This is a genomic window from Methanogenium cariaci JCM 10550 (genome assembly GCF_001315945.1).
Taxonomy (GTDB): domain Archaea; phylum Halobacteriota; class Methanomicrobia; order Methanomicrobiales; family Methanomicrobiaceae; genus Methanogenium; species Methanogenium cariaci.
On sequence record NZ_BBBG01000010.1, the window covers coordinates 1 to 25,885 of the forward strand.

The window sequence follows — 25,885 nt, forward strand, 5'->3', positions numbered from 1 at the left end:
GGAGATGCTACCGGTGTCGGTATTGAAGTCGGCGGCGATTGCCGGGAGGGCAACGTTCACAATCGAACCGTCAAGTCCGTCCATAATTACCCCCCCAGAGAGAGCGCCCCTAAGAGGAGCTTCTGGCGAAATGGATCCGTGATTACGGAAGTCATCTGATCACAGTATGAAGCAGGGATGCTCTTTTAAGTTATGGCAGACAGGTCAAATTCCCCCCCAAAACCACCCCCCCAATAATTATTACCCCCCCCATACCGAATACCGGCCTGAAGCCCTATGTTAAAACCTCCTGCACACAACCATCTCAAAGATACCAACAGTCCCTATCTTCTCCAGCATGCCACAAACCCGGTAGCGTGGTATCCCTGGGGGGGCGATGAGGCATTTTCCCGTGCGCAAAGAGAGAATAAACCGATATTTCTCTCCATCGGATATTCGTCCTGCCACTGGTGCCATGCCATGGCCCATGAATCCTTTGAAGACACCGATGTGGCAAAAATACTGAACCGGTCTTTTATCAGCATCAAAGTTGACCGGGAAGAGCGGCCGGATATTGACGCAGTGTATATGGCATTTGCCCAGGCCATGACAGGCACAGGGGGGGGTGGCCGCTTTCCATTGTCATGACGCCTGACAAGGAGCCGTTTTTTGCCACAACATACATACCGAAAAACAGGAAATTCGGACGCAAGGGTTTCATCGAGATCCTAAAGGAGATCGAAACCCTCTGGCAGAAGAACAATGCAGGAGTGTGTGATTCGGCCGGGAAACTCAGAACTGCAATGGAGAAACAGGCAGCCCGTGCACCGGAGGGAACATTCAGCGGAGATGTTGTGCACACCGCATTCAATGAACTTGCCGGCACATTTGATGAACAATACGGCGGGTTTGGAACGATGCCAAAATTTCCGTCTCCCCATACGATTGTATTTCTGCTGAAATACTGGAAATTCAGCGGGAATACGGATGCACGCAGAATGGCAGAGAAGACGCTGGATGCCATGGTAGCAGGAGGCATCTGTGATCATATCGGCGGGGGGGGTTTTCACCGCTATTCTGTCAGCCGTGACTGGCGCACCCCTCACTTTGAAAAGATGCTCTATGATCAGGCAATGATGTTGTATGCCTATACCGAAGGCTGGCGGGCCACAGGGAATGAAGTATACAAACGGGTCGCTGAAGACATTGCAGAGTATATCATCACCGGAATGCAGGCTGAAGCAGGGGGGGGATTTTTTTCCGCAGAAGATGCAGACAGTGACAACACCGAGGGAGGCACATATCTCTGGACATATGAAGAACTCCGGGAAGCGGCAGGGGAATATGCAGAAGAAGTATTCGCCCGCTTTGCCATCAGAAAGAGAGAGAATCCTGCAGAGATTATACCCGGTGCACCGCCCGGAAAACAGACACTGAAATTTGTGTCACCGGAGGTAGCTACCCTCTGGTACACCTCAAAAAACCGCACGGCTATCAGAAAAAAGCTCCGGGAAACCCGGAACCATCGCCCCCCTCCGTTCCGGGACGAGAAGATACTCACGGACTGGAATGGCCTGTGCATCGGTGCGCTGGCATATGCGGGGGGGTATCACTGAACCATCCGGAATATATCAAAGCAGCAGAGATGGCTGCGGGCACCATCCCGTATACCGCTGCCGGACAGACCGGAGCACTGCTCCACAGCAGATTTTCCGGGCAATCATCCGGTACGGCACCACTGGATGATTATGCCTTTCTCCTCTGGGGATATCTCATGCTCTATGAGGCAACCTTTGATGCGGTTTGGCTCGGACATGCACAGCATCTGACCGGCATTCTGTCGGAACAATTCCGTGCTCCACACGGAGCATATTACCTGACTGCAGACGGGGGGGCAGAGAAACTTCTCGTCAGACAGCAAATCATATATGACGGTGCCCTCCCGTCGGGGGAATTCCATGCTGGCCGTCTCGCTGGTTATTCTTGCTCGGATAACGGCAGTGGCTGCGTATGAAGAGGACGCAATTCATATTTTTGGCGCTTTTGCTCCCGATATCCCGCACGCTCCATCAGCCTACTGTCACCTCCTCTCTGCATATCTTCACATTGAATCCGGTGAGGAATGCGTAATTGTCCCGGGACAGGAAGGAATCGTATCCCTTCTGCAGGTGTTATCACACGGATACCGGCCGTTCAGAACTATTACGGTAGCAGACGGCAGCCCTGCTATTACCGCTGCCGCCCCCTTTCACCCGAAATATGAAGCAGAAGGATAACAACACAACGCTCTACATCTGCAGGGACGGTAGCTGTTCGGTACCGTTCACCGAATTTGAGGATATTGACGATTATCCCCCCCTGTCAGATCCCTTTTCCCCCCCCTGCACATTTACTCCAGAGCACTGACCGGCAGGTGCAGTGATTGCCCAGATGGCATACCGCAAGGGTGGAAAAGGTGGCCCTATCCGGCAAGACCGGCAGGTTTTCAATCTTCGTGACATCGCCATTCCCCAGAGTAATATGCGGTGAATACCGCTCAAACCCTGCCTTCTCCCTGTACTCCGGCACATAGCCAAGCGTAAAGGGGGGGTCAGTTGCTCATCCTCATCGCGGACAAACGATGCCGCAGAGCATTTTTCCTTTGAAAAGGCAGAGAGCTGTGCCATAACACTGCGGTGCAGAAGAAACACGGCGTCCTCTTTTGCAAGATTAATGCCTGATACACGGTCGCCGGAATCGGTGACGACGGTTACCGCCCCCTCAATTCCCACCTCCATCGGCAAAAGTCTGTTTGCCAGTTGTTCCAGAGGAACGTTCAGTTGCGACAGGGCACTCCCGGGCATGCACCCCCCCATTGCAAGGGATACATGAGGAATATGTTCCACCGTATCAAGCCGTATTGCATCATCACCGGTCATTTCGATGAGCATCCGGTTGATCTGTATGGCAGCATCCATCACCTCGGGAGGAGGAAGAAGGACAATGTCAACTGCATAATTTCGAAAAAGTCCACCTGCGTCCATGGCGGAGTATATGTACTGGCTTATTCAAGATACTTCTCAAACCGATCCGATGCGGCACCGCATATCGGACAGGTCTCCGGGGGGGACTCGTGCGTGCACAGAGATAACCGCATACCCGGCACCGGTATACCGGAAACGGAAGGCCCTGTTTTTCCGGCAGGACAGATGGTTTTGCATTGTCCGTTTCCTTAGATACCAACTCACCCAGAGGAGGCCTTCTGTCAGGGATACACGAAACGGGTGTTGTTCCCGCAGCCACGCCCGTTGACACGTACAGGGCACAGTAACAGACACCATAATCGATGATATCCTGGTCCCGGTAATCACACGGACAGATAATGTCGATGTTGTCTTCACGCGGGCCGACAGAGAGACGGCAGGGACAGGTGGCAAACCCGTAGCGTTCTTCATTGATTAAAATACCATGCACCAGTTCCTTTGCAAAGTCCTCATCAGGGTTCAGATGATACCCAGACGGTTCGGCCTGCTGTTTTATCTCTAGATACTTTCGTTCAATATCAAACCGCGTGATCATAGGGCAAGCTCCAGTGCAGCGGCAATCTCATCCAGCTTGTCACCAACGATCACCTGTTTTTTCCCCCCCAATCACGATCGTCGGGAACGAACCCTGCGGGTTATAGCTCTTCACCAGATCATACACCCCCCCGGTAAACGTCTCCCCCCCGCTGAGACAGTCCACGTCAATATAGTCATACGCAATGCCCTTCTCTTCGAGAAAGGTCTTTGTTCTTCTGCAGTGTCCGCAGGTACTGAGAGAAAAGAGAGTGACTGCAATATGGCTATCACCATCCACATGAGTAAAATCCATTGAAATGCACCAAATCCTCACTTGCCACTGATGCTATAAAAAGGTACCTTCAGACGGAAAAATAAAAATAAAGAGGATTATCTGCCGCCGGCCCCCCCACCGCCGCCGAATCCGCCACCGCCTCCAAATCCTCCGCCACCGACACCGCCGGAGGACGAAGGAGGAGTATAGCGGGCAACTGGAATAAACGCGGCATACATCAGGTGAACATGCGGCATGTTGGTCTCACGGAGGTCAATGGAGAGGTTTTGCATCGCTTCTTCAACCTTGTCACCAACGCCGAGGGCCGTGCCATAGACCAGCCATTCTCCCCCCCACATGGAGAGATCTGCCGGGGGAGTATCGCTGTATCATGGCAGAGTCTGAAAGAAATGCAGAAAAACTGTCCCATTTCAGTTTCTCGGCATAATAGTCCTCCTTCCACCGGCCAAAGAGTGTCGTCGGAAATACCGCTGCAATCCCTCCTTCTGCTATCATCACCAGCCCTAGTATCCCCCCCGCAGGAACAGAGAGCGGAGCCGTTGCAGGAGATATAAAGAAGAGGAAGAATGAGAAAAGCGCTACGCCAAGACCCACAGCAAAGATCGGTACAATCCGCCCGCGTCCCTCCTCAACATATCGCCCGGAAATGGAACTGTCCACCTCTGATGTCAGTGCAGACAGGGAGGTATTCAGACTGGCAATATTCACTCCTCCCGACTCTGCGGCGGCAGCAAAGGAACGGGTGTCAAGCACCCCCCTCCCGTCCCTGCGTTGGAGACGAAGTTTATGACCCGCTGTTCGTAGGTGTCTGCCGATACGTTCTTTATGACCTGAATGTCCACCCCTGAAGCATCGTCATGTTCCGTCACACGGAGGATGCCCCGACGGTGAAGGTCAAGAATTGTCGCATAGAACCCGTTCTCATCAAAGTCCACTGCGTCTCCTTTGAAGAGCAGATTTACCTGCCAGGGTGAAAGAGAGGGGGGGTCGGGCACAAAACTGATATGTTCGGGGGGGATGACTGTCTGCTTCTCCCGTCCGTGCCGCAGAAAGATGGCAATGAGAAACAGCGGCGCTGCAATTACCCCGATTCTTCCCAGAAGAAGCATCAGCGATGAAAAGAGTGCAGGAATGCTGTAGAACAATGCGGCAGTCTCTGCCTTCTGCCCTACCGCAGTGGTCTTCTCCGGAAACCCGTCAATGACCTCCAGGTACGCCGGGTCAAGGAGCATCTCGATTTCAATCAGTACATCCTCGCCTGCGGTCCCCCCCGTAATATGATATGCCCCCCCGTCTGTCATCACCGTCTCAAATGAGGAGGGACGAACCCAGATCTCTTTGACATACTCTCCCGGAATGGTGATATCCACCGAGCGGTAGGGGGGGATATGCGTTGCCGCCAGTTTCAGGTTGAGGTGGGCATACTCGTCATCATACTGAAGAGGGGGGGATGGACACGGACGGTGTATTGTGCCGTATACCGACCGGTATCCAGTCGTGTTTCACGGAATATCCCCATCTCGTTGTATTCTGCAAGGCTTTCAATCAGGGAACGCTGGGCCTCCCCATTCTCGCCGGTAACAACGGCATTGCCCCCCCTGCGGTCGATGGCATAGCGACCATATCGGCAGGCGCTTTTACATCGATGAACTCAACATACGGAGTCTGCTGCTCTTCAAATGCAAGGGTATCGTCCCATGTCCGGAAAAGCATCCGGTAGGTCCCCCCCGGAGATGCCACGTCATAGGCATAGGTTTCGGTCAGGGTGCCGTCATTCTCAAACACTGCGGTATAGGTGTCTGCCACAAGGTCTGGCTCAAATGCGAGACCTGTCCCGAACGAAAAAAAGATAGAGATGCCTGCAAGAAGCAGACATGCAACGACAATGATTCCGAGCTGATTTGTCTCGTTCACAACACTTCATTCCTTTCTAGAATGCAATCTTCGGGGGGCCTCGTTAATCTCTTCTTCAAACTCAAGGTACTCAAGTTTTGAGAAGTGTACCGCAGATGCAACAATATTCGATGGAATCGTGTCACACATCGTGTTGTACTGCTGGGAGATGTTATTGAAGGTGTAGCGCTGCCGGCCAATCTCATCTTCAATGCTGCGGATGGAGGCCGTCAGTTCAGAGACCACCGAGCAGTCTTCAGATCCGGATAACTCTCGACAACGGCAAAGAGGCGGCCGAGTATCGAGCGGGACTCCGCCTCAATTTCATTGAGGTCACCAGGGCCTGCAGCACCAACACCGGAGCGCATCTTTGTCACTTTCTCAAGGGTCTCTTTCTCAAACGATGCATAGCTCTGCACCGCTCCAAGGAGCTGGTTGATCATGTCCAGCCGTTTCTTCATCGCAACACGAATCTGCCCCCCCAGAGTTGCCTCCGAGGAATTTTTCAGGCTCTGGAACCGGTTATAGATACCCACAAGCCAGAGGACAAGTGCAATAAGCACGATTACCAGAATGCCGCCAATTATCCATCCAATCATACGATCACGTGTAATGAAGAGATGGGTGACCTGACAATTTATACTCTGCCTCTGAAACAACAATTCTACCGTTTTTTCAGGGATTCTCTGCGGAGTATCTCATCTTTTGCCTGCATAACACTGTCTCGTACCGTTTCTGATTCATCATTGGAGACCCGGCGCAGGGACGGGAGCACACGCACATCCCCCCCCAGCTGGCCAAGTGCCCATACCGCCTTGAACCGGACCCACCAGTCATCATCCTTCAAAAGTGTAATCAGGGGGGGTTCAATGGCCCGGAGGTCATGCATCCGCCCCCCCAGAGTATGGGCGGCCCCCCCATCGCAGGGAGGGATTGGCAGAGGTCAGGTTGCCCAGAAAATAGGCAAACATCTCTTCTTTCTTCTCATCTGCACTTTCCATACCACCCTGAATGCACTCCCGGTTTCTTGAAACCTTTGGTGAAGCCTCAGACCAAATTATATAAAGAGGTTCGGCCGATAGGGAGAACGGAGGGGGGGAATCGGATGAAATATTATCATCCTGATATCGAGACGCTGAAGAGGGATGCATTGGATGCCCTCATTGATGAACGGGTCCGGTATACCGTCCGGTATGCGGCAGCACATTCACCCTTTTACCGGAAATGGTTCGAAAAAAATCACATCGGCCCACATACCATCCGTGAACATGAAGATCTGCTGGAACTCCCGGTCATAAGCGGCACCACCATCCGGAGCCATCAGCCCCCCCCGGTCACCGATGAATTCTGTTTTAAAAGTGCCCCCCCTGGGACGACATTTATACTATTCATGAGACCAGCGGGACGTCCGGGACGCCCAAGGCCTTCTTTTTAATGTGGGATGACTGGCAGCGGTATGCAGAAAAATATGCACGGGCCTTTGTGTCGCAGGGGGTTCGGGCCCGGCGACCGGGTCGCTGTCTGCGCCAGTTACGGGATGAACGTCGGGGCAAATACGATGACCCTTGCAGCCCACAAGGTTGGGTTCACGGTAATTCCCGAGGGGGGGAAATGCACCTTCTGTCCGGGTGATACAAAGCTACCATCCGACCGCCATCGTCGGGAGTGTCTTCAAGCTCCTTCGCCTCGCACGCCGCATGGAGCAGCGGGCATGGACCGAAGGATTCAGGCATCACGAAACTCATCGTGGGGGGGGAAAGTTTTGCCGAGGAATCACGAAAATATCTGGACGAAGTGTGGGGGGGCATCCCTTCCTACAACACCTACGGGAGCACCGAAGGAACGATGTGCGGCGAGTGCACGCAACGAAACGGTCTGCATGTGCCCGAGGATCTGGTGCATTTGGATATCTATGACCCAAAACTCAGCTCATTTGTGCCCGACGGAACGAGCGGAAGAATTGTTTTGACGACCCTCCTCCCCCCCGAAGGGGGGGCAAGAGCGGGAATCTGCTTATCAATTACGACACTGATGATGTGACAGAGGTCATCACCCGTGAGACCTGTCCCTGCGGAAGGACCCACATGCGGATTAAAAATCCGCGCCGTGAGGCAGAGACCATCCTGATCAGGGACATCCCCATAAACCGGGTGGATATTGAAAGAGGCGTATTCCAGCGTGAGAATATGGCGTATCTCTCCGGCGAATACGAGGCATTTGTCTACAGTGATGAGGACAGTGGCACCGTTGCGATGCGGGTGAGTCTGGAATGCCATGACCCTGATACCTGTGACAAAAATCTGGTTGAAGAACATTTTCTCTCAGCACTCTTTGAACAAAATCCCTCGCTCGGCCGCATCTACAGCGACGGAACGCTGGAGATACTCTTTACCTTTTCACCGGATGGCAATCTGGAACTCTACCGCCTGAAAGGCCCCCCCAAACGTCTTGTTGACCGAAGGAATTAAAAAAAGAGTTCAGGCCAAATCTGCAATACCATCAAAGTCAATCTGGCTGTTGAAAACCGTCAGGTATTCGGGCTTGCCGTTTTCGATCATGACATAGACAAAGAACCGGTCATTAATGCTGACGATCTCGGTATATTCACTGGCTTCATTATTTTCAATGAAATAAGCTGGATACCCGTCGACCGTCCCGGTATACATCTTCATCTCAGGGGGGGTTTCGATAGTCATCTGGTTTTTCCACATCTCATGATACCCCGCACCCTCAATGCCCCTTGTGTCCTGAATTACCACTTGGGCCACGACGGTGTCATCAGTCTTCAGGGTATAATCAGCAGTCGCCATGCTCCATGACTCTCCACCATAGGCCATCGTCGCCCCCCGTTCTTCTCCCCCCCGGCAATCCAGTTATTGGTCATGGTCGGAAGGTATTCAATCAGGGTATTGTAATGGACCACTTCACCCGGCGCCGATGTCTGAGGGGGGGAAGACTGCGCCGTTGTCGCTGCTGTCTGTGCAGGCGTTGCTATTTCACCACCTGCTGAAGAGTCATCCGTACATCCACACACACAACATACCGACAGGAGCACGACAATACACGCTGCCAGTTTCCATCCAATCCGAATATCTTTCAAATATTCACACCTCCTTACAGAACAACCGGTGATAAGCGATACTCATTAATTATAGTATCTGCCCCCCCAAAACCTCGCATCATTTTTGTAGTTCCCCCCCCACATATCTGAACCCATGACCGTTCAGCGCCAGTTTACCTACTATCCATCTGATTTCGGGATTATTCCTGTCGATGTCTGCCATATGGACCTGAGATTTGATATCTACGATACCCAAACCGTGGTTCATTCACAGATGAAACTCAGGGCCCATGACATACCTATTGAGACCCTGAGCCTGAATGCAAAAAACCTGGAGTTAATAAGTGTCTCCAGCCCCGGAAAGGAGACGCACCACACCTATGATACTGAAAAAAGCCTGCTCTTCATTCACTTCACAGAGCCGATACAACCGGATGAGGTATTTGTTGTTCAGACAGAGAACGTCTGCCATCCGACCTCAAATGTGCTGGAGGGCCTCTATTATGATGTCACCCCCCCGGACGGTGCCCCCCCGCCCCCCCAGCAGATTACCCAGTGCCAACAGTGGGGATTCCAGCGTCTGGTGCCCTGCATCGATGATATGACGGCAAAATGCACATACACCACCACCATCATTGCCGACAAACGCTACACAAATCTCATCACAAACGGTGATATTACGATTCCCCCCCGCCATCCAGTAACGGATGACCGCGACAGCATCACGTATGACAACAGCGTCACCCCGATGGCGCCCTATCTCTTCTTCCTCGGTGTCGGAACATATGAGACATTTGCCCACCCGTTTGAGTACCCGGACGGCACGTCATTCACCCTTGAACTGCTGGGCCCGCCTGGGACAGATGCGGCCCTCGCAGAAAACGCATTGGAAATACTTGCAGACAGCATCCTGTGGATCTATCTCTTTACCGGCCCCCCCGAGGGGGGGTATGCAGCTCCGGAAACACGACAGGAGATGTATCGCCTGTCCGTGGAACGGGACCGCCTGATACAGAGCGGAGCACCGGATGATGAGATCCGGGCCATACGCTCCCGTCTCCTTGAGATGGATGCGACAATCACGCCCGGATACCAGTATACCGGGACTGTCTACCGTGAGATCGGGATGCAGAATTCCGACTTCGGTGGCATGGAGAATGTAGGCAATACCACCATCACCACCAACCGCCTCCTCGCATTTCCGGACGCCACCGATGGCGCATTTGAGTACCTGATGCGAGTAAAGGTGCATGAATTCTATCACAACCTGAACGGGTCGGAAGTGACCGGCATCAGCCCGTTTGAGATCTGGCTGAATGAGGCGGTGACCGTTTATATTGAGAATGCCTATCACGCCTTCCATTTTGGTGAAGACTATAACCGTCTGGAGACCGTCCTCACCCTGCTCTCGCCTGCGGGCGGCACGCTCTTCTTTGACGGTGGGGGGGCAGGCGCTCTCCCTATTGAACCCGAGGGATTTAATGACCCGAATGAACTGATCACCGGTGTCACCTATGTCAAGGCCCCGGAGTTTGCCCGGATGATCGAGAGCCTGACCGGCAAAGAAACATTTGCAAAAGGACTTGCCCGGTATCATGCCCGTTACCAACACAAAAACGCATCCCGAAACGACTGGATACACGCCATCGAGGAGGTATCCAACCAGAATTTCACGGATTTCGCAGACAAATGGCTGACGCAGACCGGCTACCCGGTCATCACTGCCGCACACCGGTATGATGCGGCAAAACGGGAACTGACCCTTTCATTTCACCGGAAAGAACGACCGGACAAAAAGGAATGGGAGATGCCGATCACCTACGCGGTATTCAGTCATTCCGGAGAGAAGACGGACTCCGGCTGTTTCCGGATGAATACGCCGGATCAGACCATTGTCATTGCAGAAACGGATGCACCCGCCTTTGTCTCCCTGAACCGCGGGGCCGCCTTCTACGGCAGGCTGGCATATATGCCCGGCACGGAAGCACTCTCTCTTCAGGCCAGACAGGATGATGACATCACCAGCCGGTTTCTGGCATTCACGCAGCTCTGTGAGACGGAGATCATCCGCCTGATGGAAGACCCGGAGGCACCGGTCAGCGCCGCTCTTACCGACCTGATTGCAGACCTCTTCTCTGACGATGCGCTTCTTTCCGAGGCAGGCGGACTCTTTCTGACCATCTTTGATGCCGTAGGAGACGAACGCTATGCACACCGCTACGCTGACCTCTATCAGGCACGCAGACGACTGATCAAAGCGACGGCAGATGCACATTTTGGCCTCATATCGGATGTCTACAGTGAATATGTATCAGACAGCTCGGTTCCTGCAGGTATTGCCGGTGATGTCGCCCGCCTGAAACGGCGGCAGGTAAAAAACACGGCGCTTTCGTTCCTTGCAGCCACGGACAGACCGGACGTGCACGACACGCTCATCCACCAGTACCAGGAAGGAACGACAGCCACCGATCGGGTCACGGCATTTGCCATATCATCAACAGCAGCTGTGCCGAGCGTGCCGCCATTATCCGCGACTGCTACGAAAAATCACACAACAATCCTGTTGCCTGGGAGACATACCTGAGCTCCCTTGCGGGCATTGCATCGGCAAAAGATATCGGGTTCATCCGTGATGCGGCAGCGTCCGGGAGTTTCAACCTTGAGATGGCCAATGATCAGCGGGCACTCTTCGGCAGGTTTGCGCAGAACAAAAAGATCTCTCTTGAGACGCCGGAGGGAAGAGCCCTGCTCGAAGAGATTCTGCTCACGCTTGCACCGGTCAACGAGTACAGTACCGGCAATATGCTTGCCGTATTCGGCAACCTTGACCGGATGAAGAAAGAGCACCGGGCACCGCTCATTGAGATTCTGCTGCATCTGCTGGATGCAACGGATCCGCAGCAGACACCCAGTGTGTATAACACGGCCCGCAGAATCGTTGCCGCATCACCTGCGGCCACAGTCGCGTGGGAGAGAGAGACGGGGAAACAGATACCAAAGAAGTACACCTGAACATGCCAAAACAGTACTTTCAGGCACCTAATCTCCGGCACATCTGGCAAACAATAAGTATCTCTCAAATGATAGGATGAGGTATGACGGATGACTGTAATGTACTGGTTCCGCTTGATGTTCCGGAATCAGCAAAGGCCACCTATATCGATAACTACCTCCTGGTCACGCAGGGCTCGGGCAACCTGATGCTCTTTGCCGGTGACCAGAAGGTCGAGCATATGAACAATGACTTCTACGGTGAAGGCATCGCAGCGGATGACGCTGACCCCCCCGAACACCTCTTCAGGATTGCACAGGAGAGCAGAATCGGAGTCTTTGCAACCCAACTGGGTCTTATTACCCGGTATGCGATGGACTATCCGGATGTCCCGTATCTTGTCAAGATGAACTCCAAGACCCATCTGGTCAAGACCGCCCAGAAAGATCCCTATAGTCCACAGCTCTTCACCGTTCAGCAGATTGTCGACCTGCGCGACCGCACCGGCCTTGATATCGCGGGCATCGGGTATACTATCTATCTCGGCAGTGAGAAAGAGGCAAACATGCTGCGTGAGGCGGCCCGACTCATTGCAGAGGCACATGCTCACGGTCTGTTGACCGTCCTCTGGATCTATCCACGGGGCGCTGCTGTCGGTGACGAAAAAAGATCCGCACCTCATTGCAGGGGGGGCAACCGGTGTCGCCGCAACGTTGGGCAGTGACTTTGTAAAGGTCAACGCACCGAAAAAGGACGGAGTATCCTCCGGTGAGATGATCAAAGAGGCAACAATGGCTGCGGGAAGGACGAAGGTCATCTGTGCAGGCGGTTCGAGTGTCTCAGCAGATACATTCCTTAAACAGCTCTATGACCAGATCCACACCGGGGGGGATGTGCGGGGGGGAATGCAACCGGGCGTAACATCCATCAGAAGTCACTGGATGAAGCCGTGCGGATGTGCAATGCGGTCTCCGCACTCACGATTGACGGTGCCTCTGCCGAGGAAGCAATGGCGATTTACCTCGGAACATCGGAATAACCAGATATTTTCCGGCTCGGGAAAATTGCTGCGAAGCAAAAGAATACGGGCATAGACGAGTAACCCGGCCGGATGAACGAGATAGAATCAGGATTCTGTCTCACCCGGTTTGGGTCTCTCTTTTTCCCCTCTGTGACCCCCCCCTTGTTTCGGGGGGGATTGGGGGGGGCAGAACTGGCGTATTTTCGGCCCTTTGTCAGTGGCGGAAAAATACGGACATAATGCCATTTATTTGCTCAAATAACCCGTAACTGTGAACTATTGCGGGGGGGTCGCTATTGATAGATTATTTGAGAGGATGTATGGGTTATCTCCGGCTGAGAACGGCCTGCTCTGGGCCTCTGTGCGGACCCGTTTTTCTCAGGCACAGACCCATTTCGGGGATATTTATGTGTTGCTTAACCAGATGCAAATAACCGAAATACGGTGTTTTGATAAACAGAAGATGAGGCAACGAATACGGTACAGCAAAAAAGAAGAGAAATCCCCCCTCTCCGGATACGAGGGGGTGAACACCCGTTATCGATCCCATTTTTTCAGCGGTGACATTTCCTATGCCCTACACCTTTTGCCCGTCATTCACAATAGTTTCAGGCAGATTGGACAGTGATCCGATCCGTAGATGTCTGTCAGAATTGGGGGGGAAGCGGCAACCCGATCCAGCAGTGCCTCATTGACAAAGAAATAATCAATTCTCCAGCCGACATTCCGTTCCCGCGCCCGCGATTTCAGATCCCACCACGAGTAATGCCCGCCATCCTTTTCAAACAGGCGGAAGGTATCGGCAAACCCGGCATCGATAAGCCGGTCAATCCATGCACGCTCCTCGGGCAAAAACCCCGATACCTTTGCATTCTCTTTGGGGGGGCGTGCAAGATCAAGTTCAGTATGGGCGGTATTCACATCACCGCAGATGATGACATTGTTACCACTCTCCACCTGTGCCGCCGCATCCCGGAGACAGGCCTCATAGAATGCCATCTTATAGCTGAGTCGCTCGCCGGATGCCTTGCCGTTCGGAAAATAAATATTGTAGAGCAGGAATTCAGGATGTTCGGTGACAAGAATCCGGCCCTCATTTCCAAAGTGGGTATCAGTAAAGTCAGTTCTCACCGAGATCACCTCATCGCGGGAGAACGTGGCCACTCCGCTGTATCCCTTCCTCTCCGCCCAGGAGAAATACGAGAAATATCCCTTCGGATGGCGCGTATTTCCGGTCAGCTGATCCGGGTGTGCCTTTGTCTCCTGCAGGCAGAGCACGTCCGGTTGTTCATGTAAGAATACCTCCTGCAGAGTTCCTTTCCGTGCCACTGCCCGTATGCCGTTCACATTCCACGATATGATCTTCATTCTCTCATATTTTCCTGCATATCCGATAGTATGCTCATGCCGTGCACATCTGTCATCGGAACCGTTCCAGACAGAACCTGGTGTTATGCCTTGACCAGCACCGTCTTTGAACGCAGGTAGGGTTCAAACGCACCCGACCCGTTCTCTCTTCCCGTCCCGCTGGCCTTCATGCCCCCCAAACGGCACATCCGGGGGGGAAGTCTCAGGTGCTGATTCACCCAGACAACACCTGCATCAAGCTGTGATGAAGCGGTCATTGCGGTCTTGATATCGCGGGTCCAGACTGAGGCACCCAGACCATAGCGCGTACTGTTTGCGATCCGAATGGCGTCATCCAGACTATCCGCAGAAATAACCGGTAGCACCGGGCCGAAGACTTCGGTGTTCAGAAGTTCCGAGTCATCCGGAAGATCTGCCACAACGGTTGGTTCATAGAAAAACCCCTTCTCATAGTGCGCACCATCCGGTACACCACCGCCGCAGAGCAGGGTGCCCTCACTGCCGGAGAGACAGGCATCCGTCATCCGGCAGATGCCGTCACGTGCCGGTGCATTGTTCAGTGGCCCCCATGCCCACACCCTTCCTGCTGCCATCTCCCACCACGATACCTGCGGTCTTCTCACAGAGGACACGGGTAAACTCTTCTTTGACGGATGCATCAACGATGACCCGTTTGACCGCGGTGCAGGTCTGGCCGCAGTTATAGAACCGCCCGGCAACGGCACCTGCCGCTGCCGCATGAAGATCCGCATCGCGACAGACGATCATCGCGTCGCTGCCGCCCAGTTCCAGAGTGACCGGCACGCCGGTATGCCCGACCGCCCGTGATACTGCAACGCCGGTCTTCGTGTCCCCGGTAAACGAGAGATGGCCGAGGGACGGCGTGGCCGCAAGGGCGGCTCCGGCCGTCTCCCCCGCTCCCGGCCACCACCTGGAGCACTCCTTGGGGGGGAAGACCGGCGGCCTCCATCATCCTGCAATCCGCAGGGTCGTAAGGGGGGGTGTGGAACTCGCCGGTTTCACCACAATGGAATTGCCCGCAACCAGTGCCGGGCAGACCTTCCATGCAAAGATGAGCACCGGCATATTCCACGGTATGATCGCACCGCATACACCGACCGGTTCTTTGAGGACATAGGCAAGGCCGTACGACGACAGCGGCATACACTCTCCCCCCCTGATAGACCCGGAGACCGAATGATAGTATTCAAGGACATTCGCACACCCCCCCAGTATCTCGTTTCGTGCCTCATGCAGCGGTTTGCCCTGTTCTGCCGTCAGGAGGGCAGCAAGTGCATCCGTCTGCGTTCGGATGATCCGGGCTCCTTCTCCCAGAATCTTTCCCCCCCGCTGCCGGGGGGGGTCCCGCTTCGCCCATCCGGCCAGGGCGGTTTCTGCTGCATCAACTGCCGCCGCCACCGCCGCGGTTCCTCCCGCAGGTACCTCGCCAACCAGATCTCCGGTGGCAGGATTCAGAACCCGTATCGTCTCTGCAGACGAGTCCCCCCCGGCGTGCATATCTTCCTCTCTCATTGAAATCCCGGTCCTGTATACTGCCTGCTCTGCAATAAAAAATACCCTAAAAACAGGGGGGGATTTCTGTTATTCAATAAACGTCCCTTCGGGTTCGGCGTCCACGTCAAACTCATCCAGAAACGGCATCAGGCCTTTGATATACGGGATGACACGGGATCCGTCCCGGCGTTCAGCACCTCAATGACGGAGATCATCAGGGGGAATTCCTGTAAACGGGAGAGAAACGAGGGATCATTCTCGGACCCGAATTTAATAAAGGAATTTGCCAGAACAAACGGGCGGTTAAACTCATCAGCTCCGGCAAAATCCTTCCGGTCAGCTTCATAGGTAGAGGTTTCTGCGAGATCCTTCTCAAAGTAGACCACCGCTTCAACCCCCCCAAAGGTATCTGCAATCTCCCCCCCCAGTTTTTGGAGATCTGTCTTCTGTCCAACGGTAATTCCCAGGGTCTGCATCTTTTCGGTCACACCGTCCCCGGCAATATCATTCCATGACTGCTTCTTCATCGTATATTCTCCGTATGAACAGGTTAAACCGGATGCATACATGAATATACCCCCCCTTCGGTGTTTTTTACTCAAAAAGATTAAGTGCCCGGACACATATTGGAAACATTACAGGAAGTGAGAAAAAATGCCAGAATTTGGATCCCCATTCTCGGGAATGAAAGCTGACAGGAAACTGACCGACGAAGAACTCATCCGTGCGATACGCTTCATGGTCTCTGCGGAGTACGAGGCCATCCAGCTCTATGTTCAGCTTGCAGAGTCAACAGACAACAAACTTGCACAGGAAGTGCTCAACGACATCGCAAACGAAGAAAAGGTGCATGCAGGTGAGTTCCTCCGTCTGCTTCATCACCTGGCGCCCGATGAGGAGTCCTTCTACAAAGAGGGATACGAAGAAGTCGAAGAAGAGATTGAAAAACAGAAATAACCCTTTTTTACCGTTCTGATAATTCCTGAAACCGGTGGACAGAGATATCAAGATATTTTGGGCTGACGTCTGAACCAATGAACCGCCGTCCGTGGGAGACAGCAGCAATGCCGGTGGTCGAACTGCCGGTAAAGGGATCCACCACCAGGTCGCCGGGGGGGTTTGTCGCGGCAAGGATGATCCGGGTCAAAAGGGCAAGCGGTTTTTGGGTCGGATGTTTCCCATAGGTCTTCTCCGCCTTGCGCGGTGCAGGCACCGACCAGACAGAACGCATCTGTTTCCCGTCGTTTTTGAGCGTATCTCCCTCGTGCCACTCTCCCCCCCCTTTCATCACCTCATAATTGAACGTGTGCCGGGCGTCAGGCGATTTCCGTGCCAGATGATCGTCTCGTGACTTGCCGTAAAGTACCGCCCCCCCGAGAGGTTCGGCGGTGCATTCGGCTTGAACCAGCAGATGTCATTTAAGATATGGAACCCCCCCGCACTCTGCAGAGCATACCCGCATGCATAGATGGAGTGATAGGTTCCCGACACCCACAGGTTCCTTCATCCTTTAGCACATGCCGACAGGCAGCAATCCAGTCCTGATGGAAGGACAAATCATCTGCAAACCCGTTTGAAGTGTCCCACTCCCCCCCTTATCCACCGGCACCCGCCTCCCCCCCCTGACAGGTAAACCCGCCGTTGGAGAGATTGTAGGGAGGGTCGGCAAAGATCATATCCACTGATGATGCCGGCATGCTCTGCAGAAGGTCTCTGCAGTCAGTGCAGTAGAGTGCAGCCCCCTCCCGCAGATAATACGGGGGGGGAGCGGGGGGGTAATGTCCATATATATACTAATCATCTGCATACTGCCATAAAAACGTACACCAACAAAAAGACACCTCACGGGTGAAAAACGTCATGAAATATACCCGCCATTATTTTCATTCTTCATCGGTTTCGCAACAATGATGTAGTTTATCGGGAATAGTTACGGTGCTATGAATGAGTGCTATGCAGGGAATGTACAGGACATGATGAAACTGATGGCAACCACCATCTCATCGACTGCGGACTCTCTCTCAGATGAAGGGGGGGTAGGACAGTTCATCGATGAACTGCTCAGTGCCAAACGGATTTACGTGATGGGGGCAGGCAGGTCAGGTCTCATCGCAAAGGCATTTGCCATGCGGCTGATGCACCTCGGGATGCATTCCTATGTCGTTGGTGAGACGATCACCCCCCCTGCATGAAGGATGGGGACACCATTGTGGCCTTCTCCGGGTCGGGGGAGACAAAGTCCATCGCGGAACTTTGCGAGACCGCCAAATCCATCGGCGGGCGACTCTGCCTGGTGACATCAAAGAAAGACTCACGCATCGGCCGGATTGCAGACTGTGTCGCGGTGATCGAGAGCCACCGCGATGATGTCAAGGATGAATCGGCCGAATATGAAGTGAGACAGATGCGTGGGGAACACCGTTCCTTTGCACCTCTGGGCACCATCTTTGAGACAACGGCCATGGTATTTTCCGACGCCATCATCTCTTCGATTATGGAGATCACCCAGTGCGAGGAGACCGACCTTAAGGGCAGACACGCAAACATTGAGTAGGTGAAGAGATGGTCACATATACAGGGCGGATCTCACAGCGTGTCCGGGATGTCGAGATGTCGGGCATCCGAAAATTCTTCCAGGCGGCATCACCCGATGCATCAATCTCGGCATCGGCCAGCCGGATTTCCCGACCCCCCCGGAGCATATCAAAGAGGCGGGGATTGCAGCGATACGAAACAATTGCACCGGCTACACCTTCAACTACGGTCTGCCCGAACTGCGCGAGGCAATCTGCACCAAACTCGCACGGGAGAACGGCATCTCCCACGCCCCCCCGGCGAGGTGATCGTCACTGCCGGTGCCGGAGAGGCGCTCTATGTGGCAATCACCACGTTGGTCAGGGAAGGGGAGCGGGTGCTCTTTCAGGATCCCGGGTTTGTCTCATATGAGGCATGCACGGTGCTTGCCGGTGGCAGACCGGAAGGTGTCCCCCTGACACCAGACCTCCGGCTTGATGTGGAAGCATGCAAGGAACAGATGGACGGTGCCCGCGTCTTTGTGCTCAACTCACCCGGCAATCCGACCGGAACCGTGGAGAGCGAAGAGACCATCCGTGCCATCGTTGAGTACGGCAACGACCACGGCGTCACGATCATATCAGATGAGTCTACGAACACTTCATCTATGACAAAAAGCATTACAGCGCCGCCCGTTACGGTGATGACGTCATCACCATCAACGCCACCAGCAAGACCTACTCCATGACCGGATGGCGCCTCGGGTTTATGGCAGGCCCCCCCGGTGAGGTAATAGAAGAGGCCATCAAGGTGCACCAGAACTGCCAGACCTGCGCGACGTCCATCTCCCAGTATGCAGCGCTTGCGGCATACACCGGCGACAACGCCTGTGTCACCGCAATGCGTGAGGAATACTGCATACGCAGGGAGATGCTCTACACCGGCCTTCAGGACTGTGGGTTTACCTTCCCGAAACCGGACGGCGCATTCTATATGTTCGTCCCGATGGAGCCGGAGACATTCCGTGCCATCATCGATGCAGGTGTCGTCATCATTCCGGGTGACGCATTCGGCGAACGTTCCGCAGGATTCGCGAGGTTCAGTTATGCGGCCTCACGCGACGATATCAGCACAGCACTCGAACGCATTCAGACAATAGGACAGTGAAATTAGTATGGTAAAAGAACTCCTCAAAAAACTCTCCAATGCCCACGGACTTTCCAGTTATGAAGGTTCCATCCGTGAAATTATCCGAACCGAACTGGAAGGCCATGTGGATGAATTTTCCGAAGACGCAATGGGCAACCTCGTTGCCATCCGGCGCGGCGGTGACTTCAAGGTCATGGTCGCATCCCACATGGACGAGATCGGCCTGATGGTGCAGTACATCGATGATGAAGGTTTCATCCGGTTTGTCCCTATCGGCGGATGGTTCGGCCCGGTGCTCTACACCCAGCGGGTCGTCCTCCACGGAAAGAAAGGAGATGTGCCCGGTGTCATCGGTGCAAAGCCACCGCACCTGCTCTCCCCCCCTGAGGACCGAAAGAAAGAGGTGAAGATCGATGATTTCTTTATCGACATCGGTGCCACATCCGCTGAGGATGTCGCAAATCTGGGTATTGAGATCGGCACACCGGTCACCATTGACCGGGAGTTTACCGAACTTGCCAACAACCGGGTCACGGGCAAGGCGATGGACAACCGTGTCGGTGTCGCACTTTTGATCAAGGCACTCAAAGAGACCACCAGTCCCCACACGATCTACGGGGGGGTCTTCACGGTGCAGGAAGAACTTGGCCTGAAAGGGGGGGCAAAGGTCAGTGCGTTTACCCTTGACCCGGACTGCGCGATTGCAACCGATGTGACCATCCCCCCCGGTGACCATCCGGGCGTCACCAAAAAGGAAGCAAGCCCCGTGATGGGCAAAGGGCCGGTGCTGGTTTTGGTCAGTGCGCAGGGCCGTGGCCTGATGGCCGACTGGAAACTCGCTGGCTGGCTCCGAGAAGCAGCAGATGAGGCGGATATTCCCTACCAGCTGGAGGTCGGCACCGGCGGCAATACGGATGCCACCATCATCCACCTCGTGAGAGGGGGCATTCCAAGCATTCCTCTTTCGATTCCCGCACGCTACATCCACTCCCCCCCGGTGGAGGTCGTTGACATCGGTGATGTGGAGGCGGGAGTCAGCCTGCTTCTCGCAGCCCTGAAACGGGACAGCCCATTTGCCTGAAATATCTCCCTCAAATTATCTTTTTATTTTCGTTACCTCTCCATATTCATCGTCATTTTGTTCTTATGTCTTACGTGAGGCGGTGTACGCCTGAAATATTATTCCGCATTCTTCAACCATTTGCAAAATCCCCAAAAATACGCCCATTTTGCCATTTAATTTCCCAACGCATGGATTCAAAAAAGGGTGGCAAAAGGAACCTGGCATGAATGTAAAAAGAGTGAAAAAGGAGAGAAAAACGCACTCACACAGAAGCCCGGAGAGGTCTGATCTCATTCAGGATGGTCCATACATCCTCTCAAAATACCCACCAATAGCGACCGCCCAGTAATCCGTAATAAATCATATTTTCAGCAAATAACAGGCATTACAGCCGTATTTTTCCGACAGAAAAAGAGACCAAAAAATACACTCAGTTTACCTTCCAATTCCCCCCCAACGCAGGACTTCATAGAGGGTGGAAAAAGGATGAAAAAGGGACACACAAAAAAGGGTGGATTGCTCTCCATCTACATGGTCTTTTGAAGAAAAATAGTGCCTGCAGGATGGGAAAAACGACAAACTCCCATATTCCTGATCCCTGAATATCACCATATTTTGTCGCAGTATACGCTACAAACAAAGCAAGGGGGGGAGATGCTCACCCATCACACCTGGGGGGGAGGGCCTGCAGGGAGGGGGGGGCACCCCCTCCCTTGCTCTTCGTCAGAAACAGGAGATACTTCCATGAAAAAATGATGGCCCTCATCTTTAGGCACCCACACGAAAGGCGATGAGCGGTTATCATCCCCCCCCAGAGTTATCATCCTCCAGGGAATTATTCCGGCAGTATTTCTACAGAGTCAATCATTCAACCATCACACCCGGAACCGGCCAGGGGGGGCCACCACCATATCGTTCACCGATGGAGGGAAGACTGATGGTGCCATACACCATCTCCGGGTGTTCCAGACCACTGATCACCAGCTTTGTGCGTGAGACCGTGTAGAGCACATCGTCAATGTAAAGAGACCGCAGCACAGAGTCCGGCGATCCCCCAATAATACCCGGACTGCGAGTCTGCGTTGTGCGTCACCGTCCCCCTTCAGCACAAAACCGGTCTCCGGTGTCAGGCCATAGACATAGGCGCCCTGCCAGTATTTTGTTGAGTGGGCATCATATGACTTTCCCGTCACCGGCACCTTCACGATCTCGTGCACCGGAAGGACGAGGATGCCCCCCCGCGATGCATCGAAGAGAAACGCCTTGTGGTCGTGCAATGCTTCAGAGTCGGTGCCCGGCAGACCAATCTCCACCGTATCAACCTCAACGGGGTGATTTACATCAGCGACATCGAAGAGTGTCATCTTCAGCCCGCCGGTGGTAAATCCGCCCCCCCACTCATTGGCCACCGTCTCCTTGCCGATGCCAATGATATGGGTCGCGTCATACGGATGCAGGTAGTCGGAGTAACCGGGCAGCTTCAGTTCGCCGAGGACAGCAGGCAGCGTCGGTTCCGAAAGGTCGATGACAAAGAACGGGTCAATCTGTTTAAAGGTGACGAGATAGAGCCGGTCCCCCCCGATAAACCGGGCTGCATAAATTCTCTCGTCCGGGGGGGCAATGTACTCCAGTCTTCCCGTAATGCCAAGATCAGGGTCAAGGACATAGACATTGTTATACTGCACCCGCGTATCCCGTGTCCAGTCGTTGATTGTGGTGGCAACCCTGAGGTTGCCGTTGTATTCATCCAAAGAGAACTGGTTCAGAAGCGTGCCGGGGAAAGTCCCCCCCGTGGCCTCGTACGATATGTCACCCCCCCTCTTTACCGAGAACCGGTGAACCACGGATTGTTCACGGGCATCTGCAGGTGCCCCCCCGGTAAACCCCGTCCCATCCCCCCCCGGGAATATGGCTGCCACTCGTAGGCGATGTAGATATTATCAACAGACGCATAGAGCGTGGTCCCGTATCCCAGCAAAAATGACTCTGCATCCGTGACCGTCCCGTCCTGAATATCAACAGAGGTGACGGTGGTAAACTGCCATGAATATCCCGGCATATCCAACACAGAGACGGGCGGCTGTGCAATGAGTGTGTCACCGTCACGCACCTCCGGCATCTGCAAATAATCGCCGTAGCGTGAGAGGGATTCACGGGTAAAGAGAAAGATATCATCTCCTTTCATGCGACCGTCAGAATACCTGCCGCTCACCGTCAGATCACGGATGATTTCAGGATGTTTCCGGTCACTGACATCGTACACATAGACATGTGTCACATCCCGTGTGGAGGGGGGGACCGGGGGGGCCGCACTTCCTTCGGGATGATTAAAGGCCGTTTCACGGGCTGTTGAAAAGACCGCAAGCCGGTCGCCGGAGAGAAACAGGTTTGAAGGAGTGTCGGGGGGGAGCGGAGTATCAGAGACAATGCCCGCACCGAGGGGGGGTGGATATGCATCCACGATCACCAGCCGGTTCCCGCTGACAAGATAGATGTACTTGCCGTCGTTTTTGATGAAATCAGCTTCATCAACGCCTACCACCTGAACATTGGTGGACGAATACTCTCCTGCTCCTGACCCGGATGCCCGCGGTGCCATGCCCGGGACTGGCGGCATGGCACTGTCAACAGCTACTTCCTGTGCAGCAAACCGTGAGTTGCCAACCATTCCATCCGTAAAACCGGTTACATACCCATTCTCCTGCGGCATGCTGTCCAGATATGCAGCCAGATCGGATGCCGTGGTAAATACCTGCATCCCGGTTCCATTCCCTGTTTCAGAAGGTTGTTCTGCCAGAATCCCCCCCGCACCGATGATGAGACAGATAACTACGATGCCAGCGCCCAGCAGTCCCCCCCTGATTACATTCAGATTCATTTAATTCACCACACTCAGGTTATGCCCGAATGTGCTTCTATTGGAGAATGGAGGATAATTAAGTATCTTTGACTTCGAATATCTTTGAACACATAACGGGTAAACAGAAACGTCGGGAACTCAAGGGGGGGGTAAAGAAATGCCCGATGCCTTTTCAGGTGTTACAGTTCAAGTTCAATGATCTCTGCATCGGGAGCGTTTTTTCGAATACTCGCAATACCTTTCATACAGGACGCTTTGGAGGAATACCCCTGGCCGATTGCAATAGTCTGTCCATTTGCTGCCTTCAGACGGAACCGATATTCCCCGGAGCGGTCTTTGTAAATTTCAAATTTCCCATGAGGCATGTAAACACTACCCCTCATATGGAATATCACTATAAATAGATTTGCCCAAATCAGGGCCTGCCACCAGCAGAATGGATCATTTTTTCGCTGGATTGTCATCAGATCTGTATGAAAAGAGCAACTGCCGTCCCGCGAACCGGACTTCTGTATCTCCATAATCCGGCAGTCTGAGAGCACAAAGATTATCTGGATACCGCTGATCATGTGATGCATGAAAAAATCCATCAGCCCAATTCCCCCCCTTCTTTACCCCCCCAACCCGGTGCTGCTCATCTGTACGTATGGAAGTGACGGCCGGCCGGATGCAATGACCGCATCATGGGGCGGCATATGCTGTTCAAAACCTCCCTGCATCTCGCTCGGCATACAAAAGACCCGGCATACCTGGGAAAATATCGCCGAACGCGGGAGTTTATGGTCTGTATTCCATCTGAAGCACTCGTCGATGAGACGGATTTCTTTGGCATCGCTTCAGGAAAAAATCTGGATAAATTTGAAGAAACCGGTCTGACACCGGTAAAAAGCGAGATCATTGAAGCCCCCCCGTACATTGAAGAATGTCCGATTGCGATTGTCTGCAGGGCTCGCAACCTGATGCCCATCGGTTCGCATACCCTTATTATCGGTGAAATTCTCTCGATACTCGCTGATGAGGATGCCTGTGGAAAAGACGGCATTCCGGATATCAGTCTGGTCCGGCCGCTGCTGTATGATTCACAGAAGAAGACCTATTATACCATCGGGGAACCTGCAGGCAAAGCCTTCTCGTCCGGGATGAAGTTCAGGCGGGATGTCTACAGGCCCTGATACCGGCACCACAGGATTCACGGCGGGTGGAACAGACATTTCCCTCAAAATGTGTGCAGCATCTCCCGGAAAACCCACTGGATACCTGCTGATGCTACTGCGTCTTTGGGGGGGATTTTATCTCCGGCCGGATGAAGAAACAATCTGCAGGAATGGTATGACTTTATACACATTCTGGCGCATAATATAGAACCAGAATCTTTCGTTTAAGATATACAGGAGAATACAATCATGGGAAAGGGAACAGTAATTCTTGCATTTTCCGGAGGCCTTGACACATCAATCTGTGTACCCCCCTCCTCAAAGAACAGTATGGGTTTGACACCGTTGTTACCGTTGCAGTCGATGTGGGTCAGCCGGAAAAGGATATCCGGATGGCAACCGAGAAAGGTGAACTCATTGCAGATAAGCACTACACCATAGACATCAAAGAGCGGTTTGTCACCGAACAGCTCTTCCCGTCAATCAAGGCAAACGGTTCATACGAAGGCTACCCAATGGGAACAGCCCTTGCACGCCCGCTGATAGCTGAAGAGATCGCAAAAATCGCCAAGGCGGAAGGGGCAACCACCGTCTCCCACGGCTGCACGGGGGAAAGGCAATGACCAGCTGCGGTTTGACTTTATCTTCCGCAAGGAAGGTCTGGACATCATCGCACCGATGCGTGAGATGAACCTGACGCGTGAATGGGAGATGGAATACGCGGAAAAGCACGGCATTCCAGTACCCGTGGTAAAGGATAAACCCTACTCTGTCGATGAGAACTGCTGGAGCAGATCCATTGAAGGCGGAAAGCTCGAAGACCCGGCATTCCATCCCCCCGGAAGACATCTATGCATGGACCGTATCGGCCTCTGCAGCACCCGATGAGCCGCGCGAACTGGCGATTGGCTTTGAGAACGGTGTGCCCGTCTCTCTGGACGGCGAACGCCTCGGCGGGTATGCACTCATCCGGAAACTCAATGAGATTGCCGGTGCCTGCGGTGTCGGCAGAAATGACATGGTTGAGGACCGGATTTTAGGTCTCAAGGCCCGCGAGGTCTATGAACACCCGGCAGCAACCGTGCTTCTGAAGGCACATGCTGATCTGGAACGCCTGGTTCTGACCCGTCAGGAACTCGCATTCAAGGCAATCGTGGATGACAAATGGTCTGAACTGGGATACATGGGCCTTGTGGATGAACCACTCTTCCCGGCACTCTCCGCCTTTGTCGACAAGACACAGGAACGGGTCACCGGCACCGTTGACCTCGTGCTCTATAAAGGCAGTGTGACCGTTGCCGGAAGAAGCGCAAAGGAAGCAATATATTCTGACGATCTCGTATCCTTTGAGAGTACGACAATCGACCAGAATGATGCCGTCGGCTTCTCTGCCTACTATGGTTTCCAGGCCAGATTACTCGCACAGCTCAGAAAATAACTCAAATTTTCTTTTTTTTGCTTTGGCTCACCTGCTATCTGGTG

The 25,885-nt window shown here is 53.6% G+C and carries 24 protein-coding genes and 10 pseudogenes; 13 read left to right on the forward strand and 21 right to left on the reverse strand.

Translation table 11 applies throughout. From position 1 onward, the window contains the following. Positions 1-276: 276 nt before the first annotated feature. Genes JCM10550_RS24935 through JCM10550_RS09245 form a run of 4 tightly spaced genes read left to right on the forward strand, consistent with a single transcriptional unit; the run spans position 277 to position 2,255 of the window. Positions 277-627, forward strand: coding sequence for a DUF255 domain-containing protein (locus tag JCM10550_RS24935; RefSeq protein WP_062398651.1), 351 nt, complete (start codon positions 277-279; stop codon positions 625-627). Further along, positions 624-1,595 (forward strand): thioredoxin domain-containing protein, encoded by a 972-nt coding sequence (locus JCM10550_RS09235; RefSeq protein ID WP_062398653.1) that lies wholly within the window; start codon positions 624-626, stop codon positions 1,593-1,595. The genes JCM10550_RS24935 and JCM10550_RS09235 overlap by 4 nt, the downstream gene beginning before the upstream one ends. Further along, positions 1,556-1,993 (forward strand): hypothetical protein, encoded by a 438-nt coding sequence (locus JCM10550_RS09240; RefSeq protein WP_062398655.1) that lies wholly within the window; start codon positions 1,556-1,558, stop codon positions 1,991-1,993. Before JCM10550_RS09235 ends, JCM10550_RS09240 begins: the two co-directional genes overlap by 40 nt. Then, positions 1,980-2,255 (forward strand): hypothetical protein, encoded by a 276-nt coding sequence (locus tag JCM10550_RS09245; RefSeq protein WP_062398656.1) that lies wholly within the window; start codon positions 1,980-1,982, stop codon positions 2,253-2,255. Before JCM10550_RS09240 ends, JCM10550_RS09245 begins: the two co-directional genes overlap by 14 nt. Before the next feature lie 72 nt (positions 2,256-2,327). On the opposite strand, the gene JCM10550_RS09250 is transcribed toward JCM10550_RS09245, so the two are convergent. The 9 genes and pseudogenes from JCM10550_RS09250 to JCM10550_RS09290 all read right to left on the reverse strand — a co-directional run bounded on the left by JCM10550_RS09250 (position 2,328) and on the right by JCM10550_RS09290 (position 6,595). Further along, entirely contained in the window at positions 2,328-3,002 is a 675-nt protein-coding gene (locus JCM10550_RS09250; RefSeq protein ID WP_062398658.1) for a hypothetical protein, read from the reverse strand. A gap of 20 nt (positions 3,003-3,022) precedes the next feature. Continuing rightward, positions 3,023-3,537: pseudogene (locus JCM10550_RS09255) on the reverse strand (ferredoxin-thioredoxin reductase catalytic domain-containing protein). A 39-nt stretch (positions 3,538-3,576) separates the two neighbouring features. Continuing rightward, complete coding sequence (locus JCM10550_RS09260) at positions 3,577-3,831, reverse strand: glutaredoxin family protein (RefSeq protein ID WP_245618970.1); 255 nt, start codon at positions 3,829-3,831, stop codon at positions 3,577-3,579. Between the two features lie 77 nt (positions 3,832-3,908). After that, positions 3,909-4,151, reverse strand: a complete 243-nt coding sequence (locus JCM10550_RS09265; RefSeq protein WP_062398660.1) for a hypothetical protein — start codon at positions 4,149-4,151, stop codon at positions 3,909-3,911. Beyond that, a complete protein-coding gene (locus tag JCM10550_RS24940; protein ID WP_172673831.1) occupies positions 4,102-4,566 on the reverse strand; it encodes a DUF2207 family protein in 465 nt (154 codons plus the stop codon). Before JCM10550_RS24940 ends, JCM10550_RS09265 begins: the two co-directional genes overlap by 50 nt. Next, positions 4,518-5,282: a DUF2207 domain-containing protein gene (locus JCM10550_RS24945; RefSeq protein ID WP_083475413.1), complete on the reverse strand. Its 765-nt coding sequence runs from the start codon at positions 5,280-5,282 to the stop codon at positions 4,518-4,520. The genes JCM10550_RS24940 and JCM10550_RS24945 overlap by 49 nt, the downstream gene beginning before the upstream one ends. Positions 5,283-5,358: 76 nt before the next feature. Continuing rightward, positions 5,359-5,727 carry a hypothetical protein gene (locus JCM10550_RS09280; RefSeq protein WP_062398667.1) on the reverse strand — a complete coding sequence of 123 codons (369 nt, stop codon included), beginning with the start codon at positions 5,725-5,727 and terminating at the stop codon, positions 5,359-5,361. 6 nt (positions 5,728-5,733) lie between these two features. Then, a pseudogene (locus JCM10550_RS09285) lies at positions 5,734-6,305 on the reverse strand (LemA family protein). A 65-nt stretch (positions 6,306-6,370) separates the two neighbouring features. Next, a complete protein-coding gene (locus JCM10550_RS09290) occupies positions 6,371-6,595 on the reverse strand; it encodes a HEAT repeat domain-containing protein (RefSeq protein WP_062398669.1) in 225 nt (74 codons plus the stop codon). Positions 6,596-6,811: 216 nt separating this feature from the next. On the opposite strand from JCM10550_RS09290, the pseudogene ftsA reads away from it, so the two are divergent. Further along, a pseudogene (ftsA, locus tag JCM10550_RS09295) lies at positions 6,812-8,174 on the forward strand (coenzyme F390 synthetase). Positions 8,175-8,183: 9 nt separating this feature from the next. Here ftsA and JCM10550_RS09300 read toward each other — a convergent pair. Next, complete coding sequence (locus JCM10550_RS09300; protein ID WP_157200125.1) at positions 8,184-8,516, reverse strand: hypothetical protein; 333 nt, start codon at positions 8,514-8,516, stop codon at positions 8,184-8,186. Further along, on the reverse strand, positions 8,492-8,806 hold the full coding sequence (locus JCM10550_RS18705) for a hypothetical protein (RefSeq protein WP_157200126.1): 315 nt from the start codon (positions 8,804-8,806) through the stop codon (positions 8,492-8,494). The genes JCM10550_RS09300 and JCM10550_RS18705 overlap by 25 nt, the downstream gene beginning before the upstream one ends. Positions 8,807-9,041: 235 nt before the next feature. On the opposite strand from JCM10550_RS18705, the pseudogene JCM10550_RS09305 reads away from it, so the two are divergent. After that, positions 9,042-11,779, forward strand: a pseudogene (locus tag JCM10550_RS09305) (M1 family metallopeptidase). An 83-nt stretch (positions 11,780-11,862) separates the two neighbouring features. Then, a pseudogene (locus JCM10550_RS09310) lies at positions 11,863-12,798 on the forward strand (aldolase). Between the two features lie 579 nt (positions 12,799-13,377). Here the strand turns inward: JCM10550_RS09310 and JCM10550_RS09320 are convergent. The 5 genes and pseudogenes from JCM10550_RS09320 to JCM10550_RS09330 all read right to left on the reverse strand — a co-directional run bounded on the left by JCM10550_RS09320 (position 13,378) and on the right by JCM10550_RS09330 (position 16,232). Next, a complete protein-coding gene (locus tag JCM10550_RS09320) occupies positions 13,378-14,148 on the reverse strand; it encodes an exodeoxyribonuclease III (protein WP_062398675.1) in 771 nt (256 codons plus the stop codon). Between the two features lie 83 nt (positions 14,149-14,231). Then, positions 14,232-14,741 carry an aldehyde dehydrogenase gene (locus JCM10550_RS22730; protein WP_245618972.1) on the reverse strand — a complete coding sequence of 170 codons (510 nt, stop codon included), beginning with the start codon at positions 14,739-14,741 and terminating at the stop codon, positions 14,232-14,234. Beyond that, positions 14,686-15,021 (reverse strand): annotated as a pseudogene (locus JCM10550_RS22735) (aldehyde dehydrogenase family protein); the annotation flags it as partial. The pseudogene JCM10550_RS22735 and the gene JCM10550_RS22730, both read right to left, overlap by 56 nt. Before the next feature lie 96 nt (positions 15,022-15,117). Continuing rightward, positions 15,118-15,681, reverse strand: coding sequence for an aldehyde dehydrogenase family protein (locus JCM10550_RS22740; protein WP_245618973.1), 564 nt, complete (start codon positions 15,679-15,681; stop codon positions 15,118-15,120). A gap of 128 nt (positions 15,682-15,809) precedes the next feature. Continuing rightward, complete coding sequence (locus JCM10550_RS09330; RefSeq protein WP_062398677.1) at positions 15,810-16,232, reverse strand: hypothetical protein; 423 nt, start codon at positions 16,230-16,232, stop codon at positions 15,810-15,812. Positions 16,233-16,347: 115 nt separating this feature from the next. Between JCM10550_RS09330 and JCM10550_RS09335 the strand changes: the two genes are divergently transcribed. Continuing rightward, a complete protein-coding gene (locus JCM10550_RS09335) occupies positions 16,348-16,620 on the forward strand; it encodes a ferritin family protein (RefSeq protein WP_245618974.1) in 273 nt (90 codons plus the stop codon). A 7-nt stretch (positions 16,621-16,627) separates the two neighbouring features. On the opposite strand, the gene JCM10550_RS20620 is transcribed toward JCM10550_RS09335, so the two are convergent. Next, positions 16,628-16,951 (reverse strand): site-specific DNA-methyltransferase, encoded by a 324-nt coding sequence (locus tag JCM10550_RS20620; protein ID WP_245618990.1) that lies wholly within the window; start codon positions 16,949-16,951, stop codon positions 16,628-16,630. Continuing rightward, complete coding sequence (locus tag JCM10550_RS20625; protein ID WP_218185174.1) at positions 16,951-17,154, reverse strand: site-specific DNA-methyltransferase; 204 nt, start codon at positions 17,152-17,154, stop codon at positions 16,951-16,953. The genes JCM10550_RS20620 and JCM10550_RS20625 overlap by 1 nt, the downstream gene beginning before the upstream one ends. 449 nt (positions 17,155-17,603) lie before the next feature. On the opposite strand from JCM10550_RS20625, the pseudogene hxlB reads away from it, so the two are divergent. From hxlB to JCM10550_RS09355, 3 genes and pseudogenes are all read left to right on the forward strand, one after another. Then, positions 17,604-18,217: pseudogene (hxlB, locus tag JCM10550_RS09345) on the forward strand (6-phospho-3-hexuloisomerase). A gap of 8 nt (positions 18,218-18,225) precedes the next feature. After that, positions 18,226-19,344 (forward strand): annotated as a pseudogene (locus tag JCM10550_RS09350) (pyridoxal phosphate-dependent aminotransferase). A 7-nt stretch (positions 19,345-19,351) separates the two neighbouring features. Then, positions 19,352-20,407, forward strand: coding sequence for a M42 family metallopeptidase (locus JCM10550_RS09355; protein WP_062398682.1), 1,056 nt, complete (start codon positions 19,352-19,354; stop codon positions 20,405-20,407). A gap of 959 nt (positions 20,408-21,366) precedes the next feature. Here JCM10550_RS09355 and JCM10550_RS24950 read toward each other — a convergent pair. From JCM10550_RS24950 to JCM10550_RS09370, 3 genes are all read right to left on the reverse strand, one after another. Beyond that, on the reverse strand, positions 21,367-22,233 hold the full coding sequence (locus JCM10550_RS24950; protein WP_062398685.1) for a beta-propeller domain-containing protein: 867 nt from the start codon (positions 22,231-22,233) through the stop codon (positions 21,367-21,369). Next, the gene (locus JCM10550_RS24955; protein ID WP_062398688.1) at positions 22,212-23,267 is read right to left on the reverse strand and encodes a beta-propeller domain-containing protein; all 1,056 of its coding nucleotides are present in this window, start codon (positions 23,265-23,267) and stop codon (positions 22,212-22,214) included. The genes JCM10550_RS24950 and JCM10550_RS24955 overlap by 22 nt, the downstream gene beginning before the upstream one ends. A 161-nt stretch (positions 23,268-23,428) precedes the next feature. After that, a complete protein-coding gene (locus tag JCM10550_RS09370) occupies positions 23,429-23,614 on the reverse strand; it encodes a YegP family protein (RefSeq protein WP_062398771.1) in 186 nt (61 codons plus the stop codon). 307 nt (positions 23,615-23,921) lie between these two features. Between JCM10550_RS09370 and JCM10550_RS09375 the strand changes: the two are divergent. Together JCM10550_RS09375 and JCM10550_RS09385 are read left to right on the forward strand one after the other, a co-directional pair. Next, a pseudogene (locus tag JCM10550_RS09375) lies at positions 23,922-24,421 on the forward strand (flavin reductase family protein). 231 nt (positions 24,422-24,652) lie between these two features. Then, positions 24,653-25,841 (forward strand): annotated as a pseudogene (locus tag JCM10550_RS09385) (argininosuccinate synthase). Positions 25,842-25,885: the final 44 nt, after the last annotated feature.